The 20,882-nt window shown below is 52.7% G+C and carries 15 protein-coding genes, 2 tRNA genes, 3 rRNA genes and 1 pseudogene; 8 read left to right on the forward strand and 13 right to left on the reverse strand.

Going from position 1 to position 20,882, the window contains the following annotated elements:
- Positions 1-7 precede the first annotated feature (7 nt).
- The 7 genes from ABGT88_RS14095 (at position 8) to ABGT88_RS14125 (ending at position 6,294) form a co-directional block, all read left to right on the forward strand.
- Positions 8-439, forward strand: coding sequence for a DUF695 domain-containing protein (locus ABGT88_RS14095; RefSeq protein WP_087409111.1), 432 nt, complete (start codon positions 8-10; stop codon positions 437-439).
- Positions 436-1,524, forward strand: coding sequence for a glutamate 5-kinase (gene proB, locus ABGT88_RS14100; protein ID WP_258326795.1), 1,089 nt, complete (start codon positions 436-438; stop codon positions 1,522-1,524). Before ABGT88_RS14095 ends, proB begins: the two co-directional genes overlap by 4 nt.
- A gap of 64 nt (positions 1,525-1,588) precedes the next feature.
- Positions 1,589-2,842 carry a glutamate-5-semialdehyde dehydrogenase gene (locus ABGT88_RS14105; protein WP_346702750.1) on the forward strand — a complete coding sequence of 418 codons (1,254 nt, stop codon included), beginning with the start codon at positions 1,589-1,591 and terminating at the stop codon, positions 2,840-2,842.
- Between the two features lie 9 nt (positions 2,843-2,851).
- Positions 2,852-3,805 carry an N-acetylornithine carbamoyltransferase gene (locus ABGT88_RS14110; protein ID WP_346702752.1) on the forward strand — a complete coding sequence of 318 codons (954 nt, stop codon included), beginning with the start codon at positions 2,852-2,854 and terminating at the stop codon, positions 3,803-3,805.
- An 18-nt stretch (positions 3,806-3,823) separates the two neighbouring features.
- A complete protein-coding gene (locus ABGT88_RS14115; RefSeq protein ID WP_258326798.1) occupies positions 3,824-4,984 on the forward strand; it encodes a hypothetical protein in 1,161 nt (386 codons plus the stop codon).
- A gap of 15 nt (positions 4,985-4,999) precedes the next feature.
- Complete coding sequence (locus ABGT88_RS14120) at positions 5,000-5,794, forward strand: thymidylate synthase (protein WP_087409116.1); 795 nt, start codon at positions 5,000-5,002, stop codon at positions 5,792-5,794.
- Positions 5,795-5,799: 5 nt separating this feature from the next.
- The gene (locus tag ABGT88_RS14125) at positions 5,800-6,294 is read left to right on the forward strand and encodes a dihydrofolate reductase (RefSeq protein ID WP_298662937.1); all 495 of its coding nucleotides are present in this window, start codon (positions 5,800-5,802) and stop codon (positions 6,292-6,294) included.
- Between the two features lie 32 nt (positions 6,295-6,326).
- On the opposite strand, the gene ABGT88_RS14130 is transcribed toward ABGT88_RS14125, so the two are convergent.
- Positions 6,327-6,782 carry a PepSY-like domain-containing protein gene (locus tag ABGT88_RS14130; RefSeq protein ID WP_346702755.1) on the reverse strand — a complete coding sequence of 152 codons (456 nt, stop codon included), beginning with the start codon at positions 6,780-6,782 and terminating at the stop codon, positions 6,327-6,329.
- Positions 6,783-7,164: 382 nt separating this feature from the next.
- Between ABGT88_RS14130 and ABGT88_RS14135 the strand changes: the two genes are divergently transcribed.
- Positions 7,165-8,328, forward strand: coding sequence for a DUF6359 domain-containing protein (locus tag ABGT88_RS14135; RefSeq protein WP_346702757.1), 1,164 nt, complete (start codon positions 7,165-7,167; stop codon positions 8,326-8,328).
- Between the two features lie 88 nt (positions 8,329-8,416).
- Here the strand turns inward: ABGT88_RS14135 and ABGT88_RS14140 are convergent, their stop codons facing one another.
- The 12 genes and pseudogenes from ABGT88_RS14140 to eno all read right to left on the reverse strand — a co-directional run bounded on the left by ABGT88_RS14140 (position 8,417) and on the right by eno (position 20,843).
- The gene (locus ABGT88_RS14140) at positions 8,417-8,641 is read right to left on the reverse strand and encodes a hypothetical protein (RefSeq protein ID WP_346702759.1); all 225 of its coding nucleotides are present in this window, start codon (positions 8,639-8,641) and stop codon (positions 8,417-8,419) included.
- Entirely contained in the window at positions 8,638-9,414 is a 777-nt protein-coding gene (locus ABGT88_RS14145) for a DpnI domain-containing protein (RefSeq protein WP_346702761.1), read from the reverse strand. Before ABGT88_RS14145 ends, ABGT88_RS14140 begins: the two co-directional genes overlap by 4 nt.
- A 202-nt stretch (positions 9,415-9,616) precedes the next feature.
- Complete coding sequence (gene tsf, locus ABGT88_RS14150) at positions 9,617-10,441, reverse strand: translation elongation factor Ts (RefSeq protein ID WP_087409119.1); 825 nt, start codon at positions 10,439-10,441, stop codon at positions 9,617-9,619.
- Between the two features lie 163 nt (positions 10,442-10,604).
- Positions 10,605-11,363, reverse strand: a pseudogene (rpsB, locus tag ABGT88_RS14155) (30S ribosomal protein S2); the annotation flags it as partial.
- 127 nt (positions 11,364-11,490) lie between these two features.
- Positions 11,491-11,877, reverse strand: coding sequence for a 30S ribosomal protein S9 (rpsI, locus tag ABGT88_RS14160; protein ID WP_087409121.1), 387 nt, complete (start codon positions 11,875-11,877; stop codon positions 11,491-11,493).
- 5 nt (positions 11,878-11,882) lie between these two features.
- Positions 11,883-12,338, reverse strand: coding sequence for a 50S ribosomal protein L13 (rplM, locus tag ABGT88_RS14165; protein WP_087409122.1), 456 nt, complete (start codon positions 12,336-12,338; stop codon positions 11,883-11,885).
- 1,864 nt (positions 12,339-14,202) lie between these two features.
- A 5S ribosomal RNA gene (rrf, locus tag ABGT88_RS14170) occupies positions 14,203-14,311 on the reverse strand.
- A gap of 82 nt (positions 14,312-14,393) precedes the next feature.
- Positions 14,394-17,260 (reverse strand): 23S ribosomal RNA (locus tag ABGT88_RS14175).
- A gap of 98 nt (positions 17,261-17,358) precedes the next feature.
- Positions 17,359-17,432: transfer RNA gene (locus ABGT88_RS14180), tRNA-Ala, on the reverse strand.
- Positions 17,433-17,499: 67 nt separating this feature from the next.
- Positions 17,500-17,573: transfer RNA gene (locus ABGT88_RS14185), tRNA-Ile, on the reverse strand.
- 119 nt (positions 17,574-17,692) lie between these two features.
- A 16S ribosomal RNA gene (locus ABGT88_RS14190) occupies positions 17,693-19,224 on the reverse strand.
- The 16S, 23S and 5S rRNA genes sit together here with 2 tRNA genes alongside, the layout of an rRNA operon.
- A 335-nt stretch (positions 19,225-19,559) precedes the next feature.
- Positions 19,560-20,843: a phosphopyruvate hydratase gene (gene eno, locus ABGT88_RS14195; protein ID WP_087408050.1), complete on the reverse strand. Its 1,284-nt coding sequence runs from the start codon at positions 20,841-20,843 to the stop codon at positions 19,560-19,562.
- Positions 20,844-20,882: the final 39 nt, after the last annotated feature.

Below are 20,882 nucleotides of genomic sequence, written 5' to 3' on the forward strand. Positions count from 1 at the left end.
CGAGACCATGCAAGCAAGCAACGAATGGTTCGTGGCCGATGCCGAAAGCGAGGGGATGCCCCTCATCGTACGGGGCCGGCTGTTTCTCGACGCCCTCAGGCAGTCGGGGCGGTATACCACCCGCATCGCCCTCGTGTGGCCATACGGCGGCGACGGCAAGGGGCTGCCGACCGACAAGGAGACCCGGGGGCTCGACCTGCTCAACGAGCAGTTGCGCCAGAAGCTCGAAGATGAAGAGGCGGCCATACTCACCGCCATCTTCATCGGCAACCGGGCTGCCCGTTACGAATACTACGGCACGTCGGCCGAGGAGTTCGGCCGCATCGTCGAAGAGACCTTCGCCCAATATCCGCCCCTGCCCATACGGATAGGAGCCGAGAGCGACCCCGAGTGGAAGAGCTATATCGAGACCGTACAACAATTTGCCATACAGCCATGAGGTACAACCGCAAACGCATTGCCGTGAAGATAGGCAGCAACGTGCTCACCCGCCCCGACGGCACGCTCGACATCACCCGCATGTCGGCCCTCACCGACCAGATTGCCGACCTGCACAAGGCCGGCCTCGAGGTGATTGTCGTCTCGTCGGGTGCCGTGGCCTCGGGCCGCAGCGAGCTGCACATCGACCGCAAGCTCGACTCGGTATCGGCCCGGCAGCTCTTCTCGGCCGTGGGGCAGGCAAAGCTCATCAACCGCTACTACGAGCTCTTCCGCGAGCATCACATCGCCTGCGGACAGGTGCTCACCACCAAGGAGAACTTCTCGACCCGGCAACAGTACCTCACCCAAAAGCAGTGCATGGAGGTGATGCTCGAAAACCGCGTCATCCCCATCGTCAACGAGAACGACACCATATCGGTGACCGAACTCATGTTTACCGACAACGACGAACTGTCGGGCCTCATCTCGGCCATGATGGACGTCGAGACGCTCGTCATCCTCAGCAACATCGATGGCATCTACAACGGCACACCGGGCGAGCCGGGCAGCCGGGTCATCACCGAGGTGCGACCGGGCGAGGAGCTGTCGCAATACATCCAGTCGGGCCGCTCGTCGTTCGGGCGGGGCGGCATGACGACCAAAAGCCACATTGCCCGCAAGGTAGCCGACGAGGGTATCGAGGTAATCATCGCCAACGGCAAGCGCGAGAACATCCTGCCCCTCCTGCTGTGTGAGGGGAGCACCGAGGTGTGCACCCGATTCATCCCCTCGCCCACGCCCATCTCGAGCATCAAGCGGTGGATAGCCCACTCCGAGGGGTTTGCCAAAGGGCGGCTGCACCTCAACGCGGGGGCCGTCGAGGCCATTCACTCACAACAGGCGACCAGCATTCTGCCCATCGGGGTGACCCGGGTCGAAGGCGACTTCGAGCGCGACGACATCGTGCGCATTGTCGATGCCGACGGCCACACCATAGGGGTGGGACGTGTCGCGTTCGACAGCGAGTCGGCCCGCCAGCTCATCGGCAAGCAGGGAGCCCGACCGCTCGTCCACTGCGATTATCTCTACCTCGAGCAACTTTAACGGCAATCTTATTCCCGTACTCGAAAAAAAAGATTACTTTTGTTCAAATACACATATCACAGCCATGACTACCGATCTGTCACATATTCTCGACAATGCCCGGGTGGCCGCCAACAAGCTGAACCTCATCGACGATGCCACGATAGCCCGTGTGCTCTGTGCCGTGGCCGACGAGGCCGATCGGCAGGTCGACTACATTCTGCAGGCAAACCGCCGCGATCTGGAACGGATGTCGGAGAGTGACCCCAAGTACGACCGGCTGATGCTGACCCGCGAACGGCTGGCAGGCATCACTGCCGATATGCGACGCGTGGCCTCGCTGCCCTCGCCGCTGGGACGCACGCTGGCCTCGTACGACCGGCCCAACGGCATGCACATCGACAAGGTGTCCGTTCCGTTCGGCGTCATCGGCATCATCTACGAGGCCCGGCCCAACGTGACGTTCGACGTCTTCGCCCTCTGCATGAAGTCGGGAAACGTCTGCGTCCTGAAGGGTGGCAGCGACGCCCACGATTCCAACACCGCACTTATCAACATTATCAACAGGGTGTTGATAAGTCATGGAATAGACTCTAATACAGCCGTTTTACTACCCAACGACCACCGTTATACCGACCAGTTGTTAACAGCTGTGGGTAAAGTCGACCTGGTTATCCCCCGGGGCAGCGGCCGACTTATCAACTATGTGCGCGAACATGCCCTCGTGCCGGTCATCGAGACCGGGGCAGGGATATGCCACACCTACTTCGACGAGGCGGGCGACCTGGAGAAGGGACGCCGCATCGTGTGCAACGCCAAGACCCGCCGGGTGAGCGTGTGCAACGCCCTCGACTGCCTCATCGTCCATCAAAAGCGGCTGTCCGACCTGCCCGCGCTCTGCGCTCCGCTGGCCGGGAAGCACGTCATCATCTATGCCGACCCGCAGGCCTACGAGGCCCTCGCCGGACGATACCCCGACGAACTGTTGCAACCGGCTACGGCCGAGAGCTTCGGCACCGAATTTCTCGATTACAAAATGGCCATCAAGACCGTCGCCTCGTTCGACGAAGCTCTGGCACACATTGCCCGCTACTCGTCGAAACACAGCGAGTGCATCGTAACCGAGGACGAGGAACACAAGCGCCGCTTTACCCGGCAGGTCGATGCCGCCTGCGTCTACACCAACGTATCCACGGCCTTCACCGACGGCGGTCAATTCGGCTTCGGCGCCGAGATAGGTATCAGCACCCAGAAACTGCACGCCCGGGGGCCCATGGCGCTGCCCGAGCTGACGACTTATAAATACATCATTTCCGGCAACGGACAAACCCGCGAATAAACTACGATTATGAGACACTTCACCAACGTACACGACATAGGCGATTTGAAAACCGCCGTCCGCGAGGCCCTCGAAGTGAAGGCCAACCGCTTCGCCTACAAACACCTGGGACAGGACAAGGCCCTGATGATGATCTTCTTCAACTCGAGCCTCCGCACCCGGTTGAGTACCCAGAAGGCTGCGATGAATCTGGGCATGAACGTGATGGTGCTCGACGTGAACCAGGGCGCCTGGAAGCTCGAGACCGAACGCGGCGTGGTGATGGACGGCGACAAACCCGAGCATCTGCTCGAGGCTATCCCCGTGATGGGCTGCTACTGCGACGTCATCGGGGTACGCTCCTTTGCCCGCTTCGAAAACAAGCGCGACGACTACGAAGAGAAGATTCTCAACCAGTTTATCCAATACTCGGGACGCCCCGTCTTCAGCATGGAGGCGGCTACCCGCCACCCGTTGCAGAGCTTTGCCGACCTCATCACCATCGAGGAGCACAAGCAGACCGAACGCCCCAAGGTGGTGCTGACCTGGGCGCCTCACCCCAAGGCGCTACCGCAAGCAGTACCCAACTCGTTTGCCGAGTGGATGAACGAGACCGACTACGAGTTTGTCATCACCCATCCCAAGGGATACGAACTCGACCCGCGCTTCGTGGGGAAGGCCCGCGTGGAGTATGACCAGCGCAAAGCCTTCGAAGGTGCCGACTTCATCTACGCCAAAAACTGGGCGGCCTATGCCGACCCGCACTACGGCGAGGTGCTGAGCACCGACCGCAGTTGGACGGTCGACAGCGAAAAGATGGCCCTCACGAACCATGCCTACTTCATGCACTGCCTGCCGGTGCGGCGCAACATGATCGTGACCGACGACGTCATCGAGAGCCCGCAGTCGCTGGTTATCCCCGAAGCGGCCAACCGCGAAATCTCGGCCGAGGTCGTTTTGAAACGCATGCTCGAATCTCTTTAATCAATAAATTCTACTCCTATGAAACGGTTTTTGATTCTCCTTTTGATAGCACTCTTGCTCCCGGCATACACCCGGGCCGAAGAATTTGCCGACTATAAGTTCTGGAACGAGGGCAAGCTGACCTGGGACGACTTTCAGGATACGCTCAGTCTCAAAAGCGTACCCGCGGCTTTCACCGCTTTCCTGCGCATCGAGAAGACCAAAAACCGCGACGGAAACACCAGCACGGTACGCAACGAGGCCCAAGCCTGTTTCGACCGTCGGCACTCCTTTGCCGACTCGACGATGCGCACCGACAATCAACTGCGTTTCTTCCAGCTCAAATACGACCTGCTCGAGTTTTATCGCCGCCGGTTGCAGACCGAGCTGAACCTGGGCGTGGTGGGCATTGAGGCCGACAACCGCACCCGCCAGTATATGGACCTCTACAAGGAGCAAAGCCAGAAGGCCGAAGAGGAGACCGAGCACGGACAAAACGAGGAGAAACTGCAAGAGTGGGAGTTTTACGTAACCAAAGAGCTCATCGAGAATCCCGCCCCGTCGATACCTCGCATCTCGCCCCGCCGGTTCGGCTACGGCTTCTACCTGGGTACGGGAGCATCGTGGCCCGTGGGCGACATCGAACACTATTGGGACCCCGCCTGGCAGATACACTTCGGCTTCGACCTGGGCTACATCAATACCCACCTGTTGTGCGACTTCTCGGCCGGTATGGCCCGCACGCGTCGCGACATACGGGTACAAAAGGGCAACATCCACGACGTGTGGCTGCGCAACGGACACAACTCCTACACCTCGATTTCGCTCAGTCTGGGCCAGCAACTGATTTCGACCAAATACTTCGCCCTCATGCCCTACGCCGGCTGCATCTGGTCGGGCTACTCCGATCAGGTGAAAATCCCCGAAGGGAGCAACGAACGGGCTACGCTGGCCTACGCCAACTTCAACTGGACGGCGGGCATCTGCTTCGACTACCGCTTCTCCAACACCATATCGATGGTTCCCTCGTTCTGGCGCGGACACCGCGAGATATTCACTGCGTCGATTCGGACCAAAATCTTTATCAACCGCGAACAATTCAAGAATTTCAATGCCATACAGGGCGACATGATTCGGGGCTGCAAACTGGGATTCTCCATCTCGTGCCTCGGCTTCAGCCGCTTGCTGCAAATCAAATAAGCATAGATACACGACATGAAACAATACCTCGACCTACTGCAACATGTGCTCGACCACGGCCTGCTCAAGGAGGACCGCACCGGCACCGGCACCCATAGCGTATTCGGCTACCAGATGCGATTCGACCTGCACGACGGGTTCCCCCTGCTCACCACCAAGAAACTGCACCTCAAGTCGATTATTTACGAACTGCTGTGGTTTCTCAAAGGCGACACCAATGTGAAATATCTGCAGGAGCACGGCGTACGCATCTGGAACGAATGGGCCGACGAGAACGGCGACCTGGGCCACATCTACGGTTACCAGTGGCGTTCGTGGCCCGACTATAACGGCGGGCACATCGACCAGATAACCGAGGCCATCGAGACCATCAAGCACAATCCCGACTCGCGACGCATCATCGTGAGCGCCTGGAACGTCGCCGACCTGCCCCAGATGAATCTGCCCCCCTGCCACGCCTTCTTCCAGTTCTACGTGGCCGGCGGCAAACTGAGCCTGCAACTCTACCAGCGCAGCGCCGACATCTTCCTGGGTGTACCCTTCAACATCGCCTCGTATGCCCTGCTGCTTCTGATGGTAGCCCAGGTTACGGGGCTCGAGCCGGGCGAGTTTGTCCACACGCTGGGCGATGCCCACATCTACAACAACCATCTGGAGCAGGTACACGAGCAGCTCACCCGCGAGCCGCGTCCGCTCCCCAAGATGAAGCTGAACCCCGACGTGAAGAGCATTTTTGATTTCAAATACGAAGATTTCGAACTTACCGATTATAATCCGCACCCCCACATTGCGGGAAAAGTATCTGTATGACGCCCATGACTCCGATAGCCCTCATCGCCGCCGTAGCCGACAACGGTGCCATCGGTCGCAACCAGCAGTTGCTGTGCCATCTGCCCAACGACCTGAAACATTTCAAGACCCTCACCTCGGGCCACACCGTGGTGATGGGGCGCCGCACCTTCGAATCGCTGCCCAAAGGGGCTCTGCCCAACCGACGCAACATCGTGCTCACCCACAATCCCGGGCTCTCGTGGCCGGGGGTCGAGGTGGTGCACAGCCTCGACGAGGTGGCTCCCCTGTCGCCCGACGAACGTATCTTCATCATCGGCGGGGCCACCCTCTACAACGAGACGATCAATCGGGCCGACACCCTCTACATCACCCACATACACCACACCTTTGCCGACGCCGATACCTTCTTCCCCCCAATCGACGAGGCCCTCTGGACAAAAGAAGAGGTGCAGGAGATGCCTGCCGACGAACGGCACGCCTACCCCTACACCTTTGTCACTTATCGACGCAAACGGTAAACCTGCAAAGGAATTGCCCGAAAGAGAGGGGGTCAACGCCCTCCGCCGGTCGTGGTCACCTCGCCGTCGTTGTTGAACTTCACTTCGGTGACGGGCGCCGTATTCAGTTCAATCTGGTATCCCCAACTGTAGCGCGACACCTCTACGATGCCGGCATCGGGGTACTGCGTAGCCGTATAGGTGAGCAGATTGCCCGGCAGGATGCCTATCTGCAACGCCGAAGGCAACACCTGCAGATTGCCGTCGACCTCTTGCCAACCACCGTCGCGGTAAAACTTCAACTCAAAACCGTTGCTCAACCACAATTTATAGCGGGGCTCATCGTCGTCCTCCTCGGCCTTGAGCACCTGCACATCGGCAAAGTAATTGTCGACAAACTGGTGAATGGCAGCCGGCAGATACTGATAGTCTACCCGCTTGTCATCGTCGCAAGAACTCATCGCTACCCAAGCGAACAAAACCATAAAACTGCACAAGATTTTCTTCATAAGACTCTTTTTTGAATGAATGACTATACAGCATCATAACAATATTAGAGGGTAATGGGTCATCTTTTTATGCAAAATTTTAGCTCGAAAGAGCACAAAGAGCAAAGCATTTTGTAACACGTTTGTAACAATCGCCTGTCATATTGCCACAAAAACCCCTGATTGTAAAAATAATGTTAAATACCAGCGATTTTTTTCTACTTTTTGCTTGCATATAAAATTATATGCGTACATTTGCAATGTGTTTTTCATGGTATTAGAATTAAGGTTAACAAAGATTGGTTGTCGTGATGACAATCAATTTTTTTTGTTTTAAACCTTTTGCGCCGGAATCGAGGGGTTTTCGTACCTTTGCCCCACCTAAACCAAAACTCGATTTCCCATGAAACTTCGTCTATTATCGTTTATCATCTTACTCGTTTCTATTCTCCCGGTTATGGCCGGTGACGGCAGTTCGGCCCAATCGCCCCTCACCGTATCGCAGGCCCTCGCCAAGAAAAACGACCAGAAAAGCTACTACGTGAGCGGATATATCGTAGGCGAATATCGCGACTACTCCAACAACAAGCATTTCTACTACCTGGCTCCGCCCTTCGACGGTACTTCGGCCTACCTGATTGCCGACGATGTAGACGAGATGGACCTGAGCCGAATGATGCCCGTACAGATAAAAGACTATGTCGACAACTACAACCTCGACGAAAACCCGCAATACTGGCGCAAGCAGCTCACCGTGAAAGGTACGCTCACCGACTACTTCACACTGCCGGGCATCAAGAACCTTACCGACTGGATTGCCCCGGCCGAACCGCTCGACGACGAGTCGCAGTACTGGAATTTCTACGAGACTTTCGAGACGAAAAAAGCCTATATCTCCGCCGGAGAGCAAATGTACAGCGGCGGCACCTACACCAGCAGCGAGACCTGCCGATGGAAATTCACGGGTGCTACCTACGGCGACAGTTCCAACGACATGAAGTGGGACAACGCCGCTGCTCACCTGCGCCTCACCCAATCGACCAGCGGCGAACCGGGCTATATCTGCATGCTCGACGACAAGACCGACGGCATAGGCTACATACGACTGTGGGCCGCCCGCTACAAAGAGGACAAAGGAGCCGCCTCGTTCGGCATCTTCCTCTCCAACGACCAAGGGGAGAGCTGGGAAACCGTGCAAACCGGCATTGCCATTGAAAAAGAACTCACCGAATACCAGTTCAAGATTATGCGCCCCGGCACCTGGCGCATCAAGATTGCCAAGACCGACCCGTCGGCCAACGGCATAGACATCGACAACATACACATCAGCGACTACTACACCCTGTCGGCCGTTACAGCTACCTCTACCGAGGCCACAACTCGCCTGTGGGGTATCCAAGGCACTCTCTGTTTCGAAGCCTCACAGCCTGTCAACCTCCGCATCCATACCCTCGACGGCACTCTCGTAAGCGAGCAACATATCGCCGGCCACGGTTCCCTGCCACTCCCTGCGGGCTTCTACCTGGTATCGACACCGACCAGTACCGTGAAGGTGGTGGTGCGATAGTCACACTCACAAGAAAGCAGTAAAAGATAACAATAAAAAGCCCCACAGGTCTATTCGATTAACCTACTGAGGCTTAACAGATTACCAATTAAAACGAATATCGCGTCTTATTCAATAACTCACGGGCTATAATAGCTCCGACTTCAATACTGAAGCCCGACTCTGATATCCAAGAGTTCTCTCTTAACAGATTGTCAAATGCCTCTTTTACGGTTTCACCGTCAGCCACACCCAGCAGCTGACAGTTCTCAACACATTTACCGCTTGGACTCTCGGTATACCCTTCACTTGTATAAAAAATAAACTGGCTCACAAACAAATCTTTTTATAATGTCCTCGTGTAGTAAACTCAATAAAACCTCTATCCCTTAAATATTGCAATTGTTGTCGAATTTTATCTTTTACAAAATTATTCTCAGGATGTTTGTCTTTCAGCTCTTCCGAAAACGCATAAATGTCATTCAAACAAAATTCCGGTTCTTGAATACGCTCTATACACTGTATAATATCAAACATCCACCCACGCTTTTTCAGGGCCGAAGTTTGTAAACTTGAGACTTGTTGATATTGCTCTACAATTTCCGATTTAGCTCTCTCCACACCCTCTTTCACAATCATGATTCTCCCTATTTCAGGGATATTGCCTATCTCTATATTACATCCTATCCATCCAGCCCGGCGAGCCGTATCTTTCAACGGAGCACGCTGTTCTATAATGTTAGGAGTAAAAAAGAAATTGGGAATCAATATCAGATTATTCACCCTCATATCCGCGTATGACATCACAAACAAATGCGGATTATTAAACGACGTGATTCGTTCTATCATAGTGTGGTAAGCGCCATCTGAAATCTTAGATTTAACCTTCGCAGTTTTCGACTCATAACTCTTTAGTTCAAAGTCGGACATACACGATTCACAGTAAAAATCGGCAACAGGTCTATTCGCCGTATATTGCTGCAATAGAGGCGCACCGCATACTGGGCAAAACATATTTCTTACCACCCAGTTTTCTGTAACGACACGCGCAACTTGCGAAGCACTTTTATAACCGTTACTTATCCCCATGTCAAAAAACAAATTCATCTATATCTCTTTTATCTTTTTTGATTCCACAAGAGGCTTTGCAGCATTATTCCCATATACAGACCGCTATCGCATGATAAGCAAAGATAACGAAATAAATAAAGATATCCAATCTGATCGGTCTTGTACACTTGTGTACAACAAAAAAAACGCCACATCGCATGATGTGGCGTTTTCTATATTCGGTAACCCTATCTCTTGATTACTCCTCGTTCAGAGTAACACGCTTGAAGGCAACAGCCGTAAGCTCTTTGTTGCTGGTTTGGAGATATTGTTGAATGTTGTGCTTCGGATCTTTTACGAACGATTGCTCGAGTAGACAAACCTCTTGATAGAATTTGTTCAGACGGCCTTGGGCAATCTTGTCGAGCATCTCTTCTTTCTTACCCTCTTGACGAGCTTTCTCTTTAGCGATTTCGAGCTCTTTAGCTACCACGTCGGCAGGAACATCCTCGCGACGAACAGCCAGAGGACTCATAGCGGCAGCCTGCATGGCTACGTCGTGAGCAACTTGATAGTCGGTATCGGCCAAATTGAAACCTACGATGGTAGCCAGTTTGTTACCCGGGTGAACGTATGCCGTGGTATAGGGAGCCGAGATAGCCTCGTAGTAACCGAGTTCCATCTTCTCGCCCGTTTTACCAATCTCGTCAACAATCAGGTTGGCAACGGGAGTACCGTTGATTTCCAAAGCCTTTACAGCGTCCATATTGGCAGCTTTTGCATCGATGGCAGCGTTGAGGATAGCACGGGTCAACTCTACGAACGATTCGTTCTTAGCCACGAAATCCGTTTCGCACTTCAAGGCAACGATAGCAGCGAAATCGCCTTTAGCGGCAGCCAAAACACAACCTTCAGAGGCTTCGCGGTCTTCGCGTTTTGCAGCGACGGCCTGACCTTTTTTACGAATAATCTCTTTTGCAGCTTCAATATCACCGTTGGTCTCGGTCAATGCATTTTTGCAATCCATCATACCGGCACCCGTCAGTTTACGCAGCTTGCTGATTTCAGCCATTGTAACAGCCATATACTTAATCTCCTATTCTTTAAATTAGAAACAAACAAAGAGTGGAGTCGGTTCTTTGACTTCACTCTTTGTCTTTTGATTATTTTTATTCTTCTACTTCTTTAGCTTCGGCTTCAGGAGCTTCCTCGGCATCGGCAACCTCGGCATCATCGGCTTTCTTGCGCGAGATACGAGCTTTGCGCTCTTTCTTTACAGGAGCCTCCTCGCCTTCGGCAGGAGCATCTTCTTTCATAGCTTTACGCTCTTCCAGACCCTCGGCAATAGCACCGCAAACGGCGTCGAGGATAACTTCGATCGATTTCGAAGCATCGTCGTTGGCAGGAATTACGAAATCTACGTCATTGGGGTTGGAGTTGGTATCGACCATGGCAAATACGGGGATACCCAGACGGTTGGCCTCGCGTACGGCGATATGCTCTTTGAGAACATCGACAACAAACAGGGCCGACGGCAGACGGTTCAGGTCGGCAATGCTACCCAGCGTCTTCTCCAATTTGGCACGTTGACGAGAGATTTGCAGTTTCTCACGTTTCGACAGGTTGTCAAACGTACCGTCTTTTTCCATCTTGTCGATGGTCGACATCTTCTTCACAGCCTTGCGGATTGTGGGGAAGTTGGTCAACATACCACCCGGCCAACGCTCGATCACATACGGCATATTTACGGCAGAAGCCTTGTCGGCAACCACTTGTTTAGCTTGTTTCTTCGTAGCTACGAACAGGATTTTCTTGCCCGATTTGGCAATCGATTTCAAGGCAGCAGCGGCCTCGTCGATTTTGGCTACGGTTTTGTACAAGTCGATGATGTGGATACCGTTACGCTCCATGAAGATGTAAGGAGCCATAGCGGGATTCCATTTTCTTTTCAAGTGTCCGAAGTGAACACCGGCTTCCAATAATTGGTCAAAAGTTGTAATAGACATTGGTTTGATTTTAATTTGTTTACATTCTACTTATACAACCTCAAGGTAGCTTACCCCACAATAGGGTAAAGTCCTTGCGATTTGGATACTAAACACAAATATATCTTCGGCACAGGGCCGTCGCATATTAACGTTTACTGAACTGGAATCTCTTACGAGCTTTGGGACGTCCCGGTTTCTTACGCTCAACAGCACGCGGGTCGCGAGTCATGAAGCCTTCGGCTTTGAGGGCCGACTTGTCTTCGGGGTTGATTTTTACCAAAGCACGCGAGATAGCCAAGCGCAGAGCCTCGGCCTGGCCTTTGAAACCACCACCGTTCAGGTTTACTTTGATATCATATTTCTCGGCAACGCCCAGTTTTTCGAGCGGTTGCTTTACAATGTATTGAAGTATCGAAGAGGGGAAGTAAACGGCCAACTCTCTTTTGTTTATGGTTACTACACCCGTACCTTCGCTCACAAATACTCGTGCTACTGCGGCTTTACGTCTGCCTAATGCATTAACTACTTCCATATTACTTATTTAAGGGTGTTAATATCAATTGTTTTGGGGGTTTGTGCAGCGTGGGGATGCTCGCTACCTGCATAGATATATACATTTCTCAGCAGTTGAGCGCCCAGTTTGTTTTTGGGAAGCATACCTTTCAGCACACGTTTGAATAATTTCGATTCTCCTTTTTTCATCAGAACAGCAGGAGAGAGCTCTCTCTGACCACCGGGATAGCCCGTAAAGTTCAGATAAACCCGATCAGTCCATTTTTTACCCGTCAATTGCACTTTGTCAGCGTTGATGATAATCACGTTATCACCGCAATCTACATGAGGAGTATAGCACGGTTTGTATTTACCACGCAATATCTTAGCAACTTTTGCACACAGACGACCCAAAACTTGGTCGGTTGCATCTACTACAACCCACTCTTTCTTAGCGGTCTCTTTGTTTGCAGAAATGGTCTTATAACTTAAAGTATCCACCGTTTATTGTTTTAATAATTAAACACTTAAATAACAGCAGTGCATACATTCCCGGCCAAAGGAATAACGACTGCCATTCAAATTTTCTCAAATTTGGGTAATAATCGGACTGCAAAGGTACACGCTTTTTATTTGAAAAACAAAAGATTTTGATTTTTTTCTTCGTAAAAGACTTTCACCATCACAATATTAGATAAAACATATCACCCACCATGCAAAATCGAGGCCCCTCTCCTGGATTTTCTGGATACCGCGTCAGAGCGCGGTATAACAAAGGATGTCTCCTCCCCACACGTGATGCACACCGTGTCACCCCGCACTCGATGCGGGGTCCCAGTTCATGACATAAGAGGAATAGCAACAGTGACTCTCCCCCCAGATATTTATGGATACAGCGTCAGAGCGCATGACCAAGGGTGTCACCCCGCACATGATGCGGGGTACAGATAAGTGTTGCTTATGGGTACTACAACGCGGGAACCTCTTGAATACCGAATTACCGTACAGAATGAGCAGAGCGCGCAGCCCAGTCCGGCCTATGGGAGCTTTCTTTTGGCCCGGACGGTACTGCCGGCGGTTTTCTTTCGGTATAAACAGCGGGTATATCTTGGATACCGCGTCGAGAACCGTGTCACCCCGCACAGCGATGCGGGGTCCAGAAAGGGGCCGTAAGGGGAGTGTATTTTGCAAGTGCTTCTGCCGGTATTTCCTGGATTCCACATCAATGTGCGGAATGACAAAAGCGGGTATTCCTGGATCCCGCATCGGAGTGCGGGATGACCAGATAACCGCATCGGGGGCGATGACCGAAGCTCGCAGCCCAGTCCGGCCTATGGGAGAAAGCGTAAAGAAAAATAGCGGAGAAGGACGAACAAGGGAAAAGATGTTTGAGCCGAGGTGAATCGGTAAAGGAAGCCCAGAGCTGTATAGCCTGCCGAACGGCTGCTACGGAGCGAGCCCGGCGAGTTCTTTTTCCCCGGACCTCGCAGCCATTTTTCAGCTTTCGGACATCAGCCGGAAGCTTTCTTTTGATTTTCCCTTTTCTTTTGCGGGAAAAGAAAAGGGGAGGCCGTGCTCCCCAGTGGCCCGGACGGTACTGCCGGCAGTTTTCTTTGGGTATAAACAGCGGGTATATCCTGGATACCGCGTCGAGAACCGTGTCACCCCGCACGTGATGCGGGGTCCAGGAAAGAGAATCTTACGAGTAAACTTGCCGGTATTCTCTGGATCCCGCGTCGGAGCGCGGGATGACTGGGCAACCACATCGGAGTGCGGGATGACTGGGTGACCGCATCGGAGGCGATTGGGTAAACTAAAAAAGGTGATTATAAAAAGGTCGGCTGACCAAGGCCGGTATTCCCTGGATTCCGCATCAAGTGCGGGATGACTGGGTGACCGCATCGGGGGCGATTGAGCAAACTAAAAAGGTGATTATAAAAAAGTGCGGGATGTGTTTACCAAAAGTGCGGCTGACCAAGGCCGGTATTTCTGGATACCGCATCAAAGTACGGGATGACTGGGAGACCGCATCAGGGGCGATTGAGCAAACTAAAAAGGTGATTATAAAAAAGTGCGGTATAAGTTTACCAAAGGTACGGGATGACCTTTGCCGATATTCCTGAATTCCGCATCGGAGTGCGGGATGACTGGGTGACCACACCGGAGGCGATTGGGTAAACTAAAAAAGGTGATTATAAAAAGGTGTAGGATATGTTTACCAAAGGTGCGGAATGACAAAAGCGGGTATTCCCTGGATCCCGCGTCGGAGTGCGGGATGACTCGGCATGCCCTCCGGGGAATTGGGGAGGGCATAAAAAAAGAGCCGGAGGGTTGTCTCTTCGACTTCCTTCCGGCTCATCTTTTAAGGTGGCGGCTACCTACTCTCCCACTTGCGCAGTACCATCGGCGTGACGGGGCTTAACTTCTCTGTTCGGAATGGATAGAGGTGGATCCCCCGTGCTATAACCGCCTTGAATATCTCGATCCTTGACGTTTGAAAAAATTCGAATTTACTACACTTTCACTTACCTTATCGGCCCTTCCCGACTATCCGCCGCTGCAAAGTTTCGGGAGATTAGTTTCGCTCGGCTTTGGCATTGCTGCCTTTACACCTGCGACCTATCTACGTCATCGTCTTTGACGTCCCTCATGGAAATCTTATCTTGGGGCGGGCTTCGCACTTAGATGCTTTCAGCGCTTATCCCTTCCAGACTTAGCTACTCGGCTGTGCTCCTGGCGGAACAACCGATACACCAGGGGTCTGTCCAACACGGTCCTCTCGTACTAGTGTCGGACCCCCGCAAATTTCCTACGCCCACAACAGATAGAGACCGAACTGTCTCACGACGTTCTGAACCCAGCTCGCGTGCCACTTTAATGGGCGAACAGCCCAACCCTTGGGACCTTCTCCAGCCCCAGGATGTGACGAGCCGACATCGAGGTGCCAAACCACTCCGTCGATATGAGCTCTTGGGAGGGATCAGCCTGTTATCCCCGGAGTACCTTTTATCCTTTGAGCGATGGCCCTTCCATGCGGAACCACCGGATCACTATGCTCTAGTTTCCTACCTGGTCGACTTGTCTGTCTCTCAGTCAAGCACCCTTGTGCCATTACACTCTGCGGCCGGTTACCAATCGGCCTGAGGGTACCTTTAGAAGCCTCCGTTACGCTTTTGGAGGCGACCACCCCAGTCAAACTACCCACCAAACAGTGTCCTCGCTCCTGCGAGTTAGCGTTCAAACATTCAAAGGTCCGTATTTCAACAGCGGCTCCACGATGACTGGCGTCACCGCTTCTCAGCCTCCGGACTATCCTACACATCGAATGCCCAAACGCAATGTTAAGTTGCAGTAAAGGTTCACGGGGTCTTTTCGTCCCGTTGCGGGTAATCGGCATCTTCACCGATACTACAATTTCACCGAACTCACGGTTGAGACAGTGTCCGGATCATTACACCATTCGTGCAGGTCGGAACTTACCCGACAAGGAATTTCGCTACCTTAGGACCGTTATAGTTACGGCCGCCGTTTACCGGGGCTTCAATTCAACGCTTCTCTTGCGATGACGTCTCCTCTTAACCTTCCGGCACCGGGCAGGTGTCAGGCTGTATACTTCATCTTTAAATTTTGCACAGCCCTGTGTTTTTGTTAAACAGTTGCCTGGACCTATTCTCTGCGCCCCATCTTACTGGGGACCCTTTTTCCCGAAGTTACAGGGTCAATTTGCCTAGTTCCTTAACCGTGAATCTTTCGAGCGCCTTGGTATATTCTACCCGACTACGTGTGTCCGTTTGGAGTACGGGTGATATAAGAATATGCTTAGCGGATTTTCTCGGGAGCCTGCTTACCACCGCTATTCGATTGCCCGGGGGCTCTCGATACTGTCAGTTTCGGCACACGACCCGGATTTGCCTGGGTCACGTATACCTACCTCCTTTAACCTGCTATTCCGTCAGCAGGCGGGTGTGTCACTTCTCCGTCTCCACGTCGCTCCTTATACCAGTAACGGAATCTTGACCGTTTCTTCCATCGGCTGCGCCGTTCGGCTTTGCCTTAGGTCCCGACTTACCCTGATCCGATTAGCGTTGATCAGGAATCCTTAGTCTTATGGCGAGGGGGTTTCTCGCCCCCTTTATCGTTACTTATACCTACATTTGCTTTTCCGTAAGCTCCAGCCAGCCTCGAGGCTGACCTTCGCCGCCGACGGAATGCTCCCCTACCACGTCTTACGACATCCACAGCTTCGGTAAAGGGCTTATGCCCGATTATTATCCATGCAAAACTCCTCGACTAGTGAGCTGTTACGCACTCTTTAAATGAATGGCTGCTTCCAAGCCAACATCCTAGCTGTCTCTGCAGTTTTACTTCGTTTGTTCAACTTAGCCCTTATTTCGGGACCTTAGCTGGTGGTCTGAGTTGTTCCTCTTTCGGACATGGACCTTAGCACCCATGCCCTCACTCCCGGGTAACAAATGGCAGTATTCGGAGTTTGTCAAGACTTGATAGGCGGTGAAGCCCTCGCATCTTATCAGTCGCTCTACCTCTGCCATTCTTGCCCGAGGCTGCACCTAAATGCATTTCGGGGAGTACGAGCTATCTCCAAGTTTGATTGGCCTTTCACTCCTACCCTCAGTTCATCCGTAAGCTTTTCAACGCTTATCAGTGCGGTCCTCCAGTTGGTGTTACCCAACCTTCAACCTGACCAAGGGTAGATCACTTGGTTTCGCGTCTACTGCTGTTGACTGTACGCCTTGTTCGGACTTGCTTTCGCTTCGGCTCCGCGACTGAATCGCTTAACCTCGCCAGCAACAGTAACTCGTAGGTTCATTATGCAAAAGGCACGCCGTCACACTTTCGTGCTCCGACCGCTTGTAGGCGCATGGTTTCAGGGTCTTTTTCACTCCTCTGTTCGAGGTTCTTTTCACCTTTCCTTCACAGTACTGGTTCGCTATCGGTCTCTCGGGAGTATTTAGCCTTACGGGATGGTCCCCGCAGATTCGCCCCGGATTTCTCGTGTCCTGGGTTACTCAGGTGTCCATTCGACTTCCTTCGCATTTCGCTTACGGGACTGTCACCCTCTATGGCTACGATTTCCATCGTATTCTGCTATGCTCGGTCTTGTCTTTGTCATGGATCCTTCTACCCCGACGGTGCCGTAACATCGTCGGTTTGGGCTCTTCCGCGTTCGCTCGCCACTACTTGCGGAATCATTGTTATTTTCTCTTCCTGCGGGTACTTAGATGTTTCAGTTCCCCGCGTTTGCCTACCGCCATGCGGTATAGTCATTGCTGACTGGGTTGCCCCATTCGGAGATTTACGGGTCACGGGCTATTTGCGCCTCTCCGTAACTTTTCGCAGCTTATCACGTCCTTCTTCGCCTCCGAGAGCCTAGGCATCCCCCATGCGCCCTTTCTTACTTTCTTGCGGCTTCTCTTCACTAATGAAGAGCTGTCGTTTTGGGTTGATATGGTTTGCTTCGTGCTCTTGTTCTCTTTTTTCCCAACATGTCAAGGATCTTCTGTGGAGAATAACGGATTCGAACCGTTGACCCCCTGCTTGCAAAGCAGGTGCTCTAGCCAGCTGAGCTAATCCCCCCGCTACCACTTTACTCTCTTCTTTCTGTTCAGCTTCCTTTTCGGTTGCTTTCGCTTGAGAGTCGGTGTAGTCCCAGGCAGATTTGAACTGCCGACCTCTACATTATCAGTGTAGCGCTCTAACCAACTGAGCTATAGGACTGTCTCAAATCGTGCCCTGGCGGGTGTCTCTGTTTCCTTTTATATATGAATGAAAAGAAGCAGTGCGTTCAAGAGTCGAGAACCTTTCTCTTCGGCCTCTTTTTGGTGTCTCTTCTCCAGAAAGGAGGTGTTCCAGCCGCACCTTCCGGTACGGCTACCTTGTTACGACTTAGCCCCAGTTACCGGTATTACCTTCGTACGCTCCTTGCGGTTGCATGCTTCAGGTACTCCCGGCTTCCATGGCTTGACGGGCGGTGTGTACAAGGCCCGGGAACGTATTCACCGCGCCATGGCTGATGCGCGATTACTAGCGAATCCAGCTTCATGGAGTCGAGTTGCAGACTCCAATCCGAACTGAGACAGGTTTTTGGGATTCGCTCACCATTGCTGGTTGGCTGCCTTCTGTACCTGCCATTGTAACACGTGTGTCGCCCCGGACGTAAGGGCCGTGCTGATTTGACGTCATCCCCACCTTCCTCGCGGCTTGCGCCGGCAGTCTCGACAGAGTCCTCGGCTTGACCCGTTAGTAACTGTCAATAGGGGTTGCGCTCGTTATGGCACTTAAGCCGACACCTCACGGCACGAGCTGACGACAACCATGCAGCACCTCGCAGGCGGCCGTTGCCGGCTATGGGCTTTCACCCATATTCCCCCTGCGTTTGAGCCCGGGTAAGGTTCCTCGCGTATCATCGAATTAAACCACATGTTCCTCCGCTTGTGCGGGCCCCCGTCAATTCCTTTGAGTTTCACCGTTGCCGGCGTACTCCCCAGGTGGAATACTTAACGCTTTCGCTGTACCACTTACATTATATCGCAAACAGTTAGTATTCATCGTTTACTGCGTGGACTACCAGGGTATCTAATCCTGTTCGATACCCACGCTTTCGTGCTTCAGCGTCCGTTGCACCCTAGTAGGCTGCCTTCGCAATCGGGGTTCTGCGTGATATCTATGCATTTCACCGCTACACCACGCATTCCGCCTACCTCTTGTGCACGCTAGCTCGACAGTTTCAACGGCAGCTCCCGGGTTAAGCCCGGGCATTTCACCGCTGACTTGTCATGCCGCCTACGCACCCTTTAAACCCAATAAATCCGGATAACGCTCGCATCCTCCGTATTACCGCGGCTGCTGGCACGGAGTTAGCCGATGCTTTTTCTTCGGATACTTGCAAATCTCCACTCGTGAAGACCTTTACTCTCCGACAAAAGAAGTTTACAACCCTTAGGGCCGTCTTCCTTCACGCGACTTGGCTGGTTCAGTCTGCCGACCATTGACCAATATTCCTCACTGCTGCCTCCCGTAGGAGTTTGGACCGTGTCTCAGTTCCAATGTGGGGGACCTTCCTCTCAGAACCCCTATCCATCGTCGCTTTGGTGGGCCGTTACCCCGCCAACTGGCTAATGGACCGCATGCTCATCTGTAACCAAGATTGCTCTCTTTAGACGAATCCCCATGCGAGATCTCGTCGTTATGGGGTATTAGGCCGGATTTCTCCGGGTTATCCCCCTGTTACAGGCAGATTGCATACGTGTTACTCACCCGTGCGCCGGTCGCCGCCAGAAGTATTGCTACCTCCGCGCTGCCCCTCGACTTGCATGTGTTAGGCCTGTCGCTAGCGTTCATCCTGAGCCAGGATCAAACTCTTCGTTGTATATCTTGTTTTTCTTATTTTATACCTTCGAAGGACTCCTGGCCGAATTGACTTCGTTCTCTCTTTTCTCTTGTACTACACTTGCTTCTTTTCAGTCTTGTCAATGAACTGTGCCCTCCGTTTTCGCTCCGGTTGACCCGGTGTTCTTTCGAAAAGCGATGCAAAGGTAGGCGTTTTTATATATTCCCTCCAAATTTTTTGAGGACTTTTTTATGCTATAAAACATACTTTTCTCTCAACTTCCCCATTTTCACTCCGTTATAAACAAACTTTTTTTTCGCGATTTTTGCGACTATGCCAAAAGCCTGCCTCCCCGGAACGAAAACAGAGCGGAATTAGACAATCGTTTTATAACCATATTGGGCTACGCTACCCAGCTCCTCCTCGATACGGAGCAGTTGATTGTATTTGGCCATGCGGTCGGAACGGCTGAGCGACCCGGTTTTTATCTGCCCGGCATTGGTCGCTACGGCAATATCGGCAATAGTGGCATCTTCGGTCTCGCCCGAACGGTGCGAGATGACAGCCGTGTACCCGTTGCGCTGCGCCAACTGTACGGCCCGAAGCGTCTCGGTAAGGGTGCCTATCTGATTAAGTTTTACCAATATGGAGTTGGCGCAATGCTTGCGAATACCCTCGGCCAGGTAGTCGACATTGGTCACAAAGAGGTCGTCGCCTACGAGCTGACACTTGTCGCCAATCAAATCGGTGAGGAGACGCCAACCTTCCCAATCGTCTTCGCTCATGCCGTCCTCGATCGAGTCGATAGGATAGCGCATGATAAGGTCTTGCAGGTATTCGGCCTGCTGTTGAGTCGTGCGCTTGACACCTCCGGGTCCCTCGAAACGCGTATAGTCGTAGAGTCCATCGACATAAAACTCGGACGACGCACAGTCGAGAGCAATGCGCACATCGCGCCCCGGCATATAGCCGGCCTGGTTCACGGCATCGAGTATGGTCTCGATGGCAGCCTCGGTACCCGGCAAGGCAGGGGCAAAGCCTCCTTCGTCGCCCACGGCGGTACTCAACCCTTTGCCATGCAGCACCTTCTTCAAGGCCTGGAACACCTCGGCCCCCATGCGCAACCCCTCCTTAAAAGAGGATGCCCCTACGGGACGAATCATAAACTCTTGAAAAGCAATAGGAGCATCGGAATGCGAGCCGCCGTTGATGATATTCATCATGGGGACGGGCATCACATAGGTATCGGCCCCACCGATATAACGATACAGAGGGATACCCAATTGAGCGGCAGCCGCTTTGGCCACAGCCAGGGAGACACCCAGGATGGCATTGGCTCCCAGCTTCGACTTCGAGGGGGTACCGTCGAGGTCGATCAGCTGCCGGTCGATACGACTCTGCTCGAAAGGGTCGGCCCCTTTGAGAGCTTTTGCAATCACATCGTTGACATGATGCACAGCCTTCTGCACACCTTTTCCACCATAGCGCGATTTATCGCCGTCGCGCAATTCGAGGGCCTCATGTGCCCCGGTCGATGCGCCCGAAGGAACAGCGGCACGGCCTCTAACACCCGAATCAAGCACTACATCGACTTCGACCGTGGGGTTACCTCGTGAATCGAGAATCTCCCGAGCTTGAATGTTTGCAATCTTTTCCATATCCATTTGATTTAATTGGTGATTTATACAGAACATTCC

The sequence above is a fragment of the Barnesiella sp. An22 genome (genome assembly GCF_963931395.1).
Lineage (GTDB): Bacteria > Bacteroidota > Bacteroidia > Bacteroidales > Barnesiellaceae > Barnesiella > Barnesiella merdigallinarum.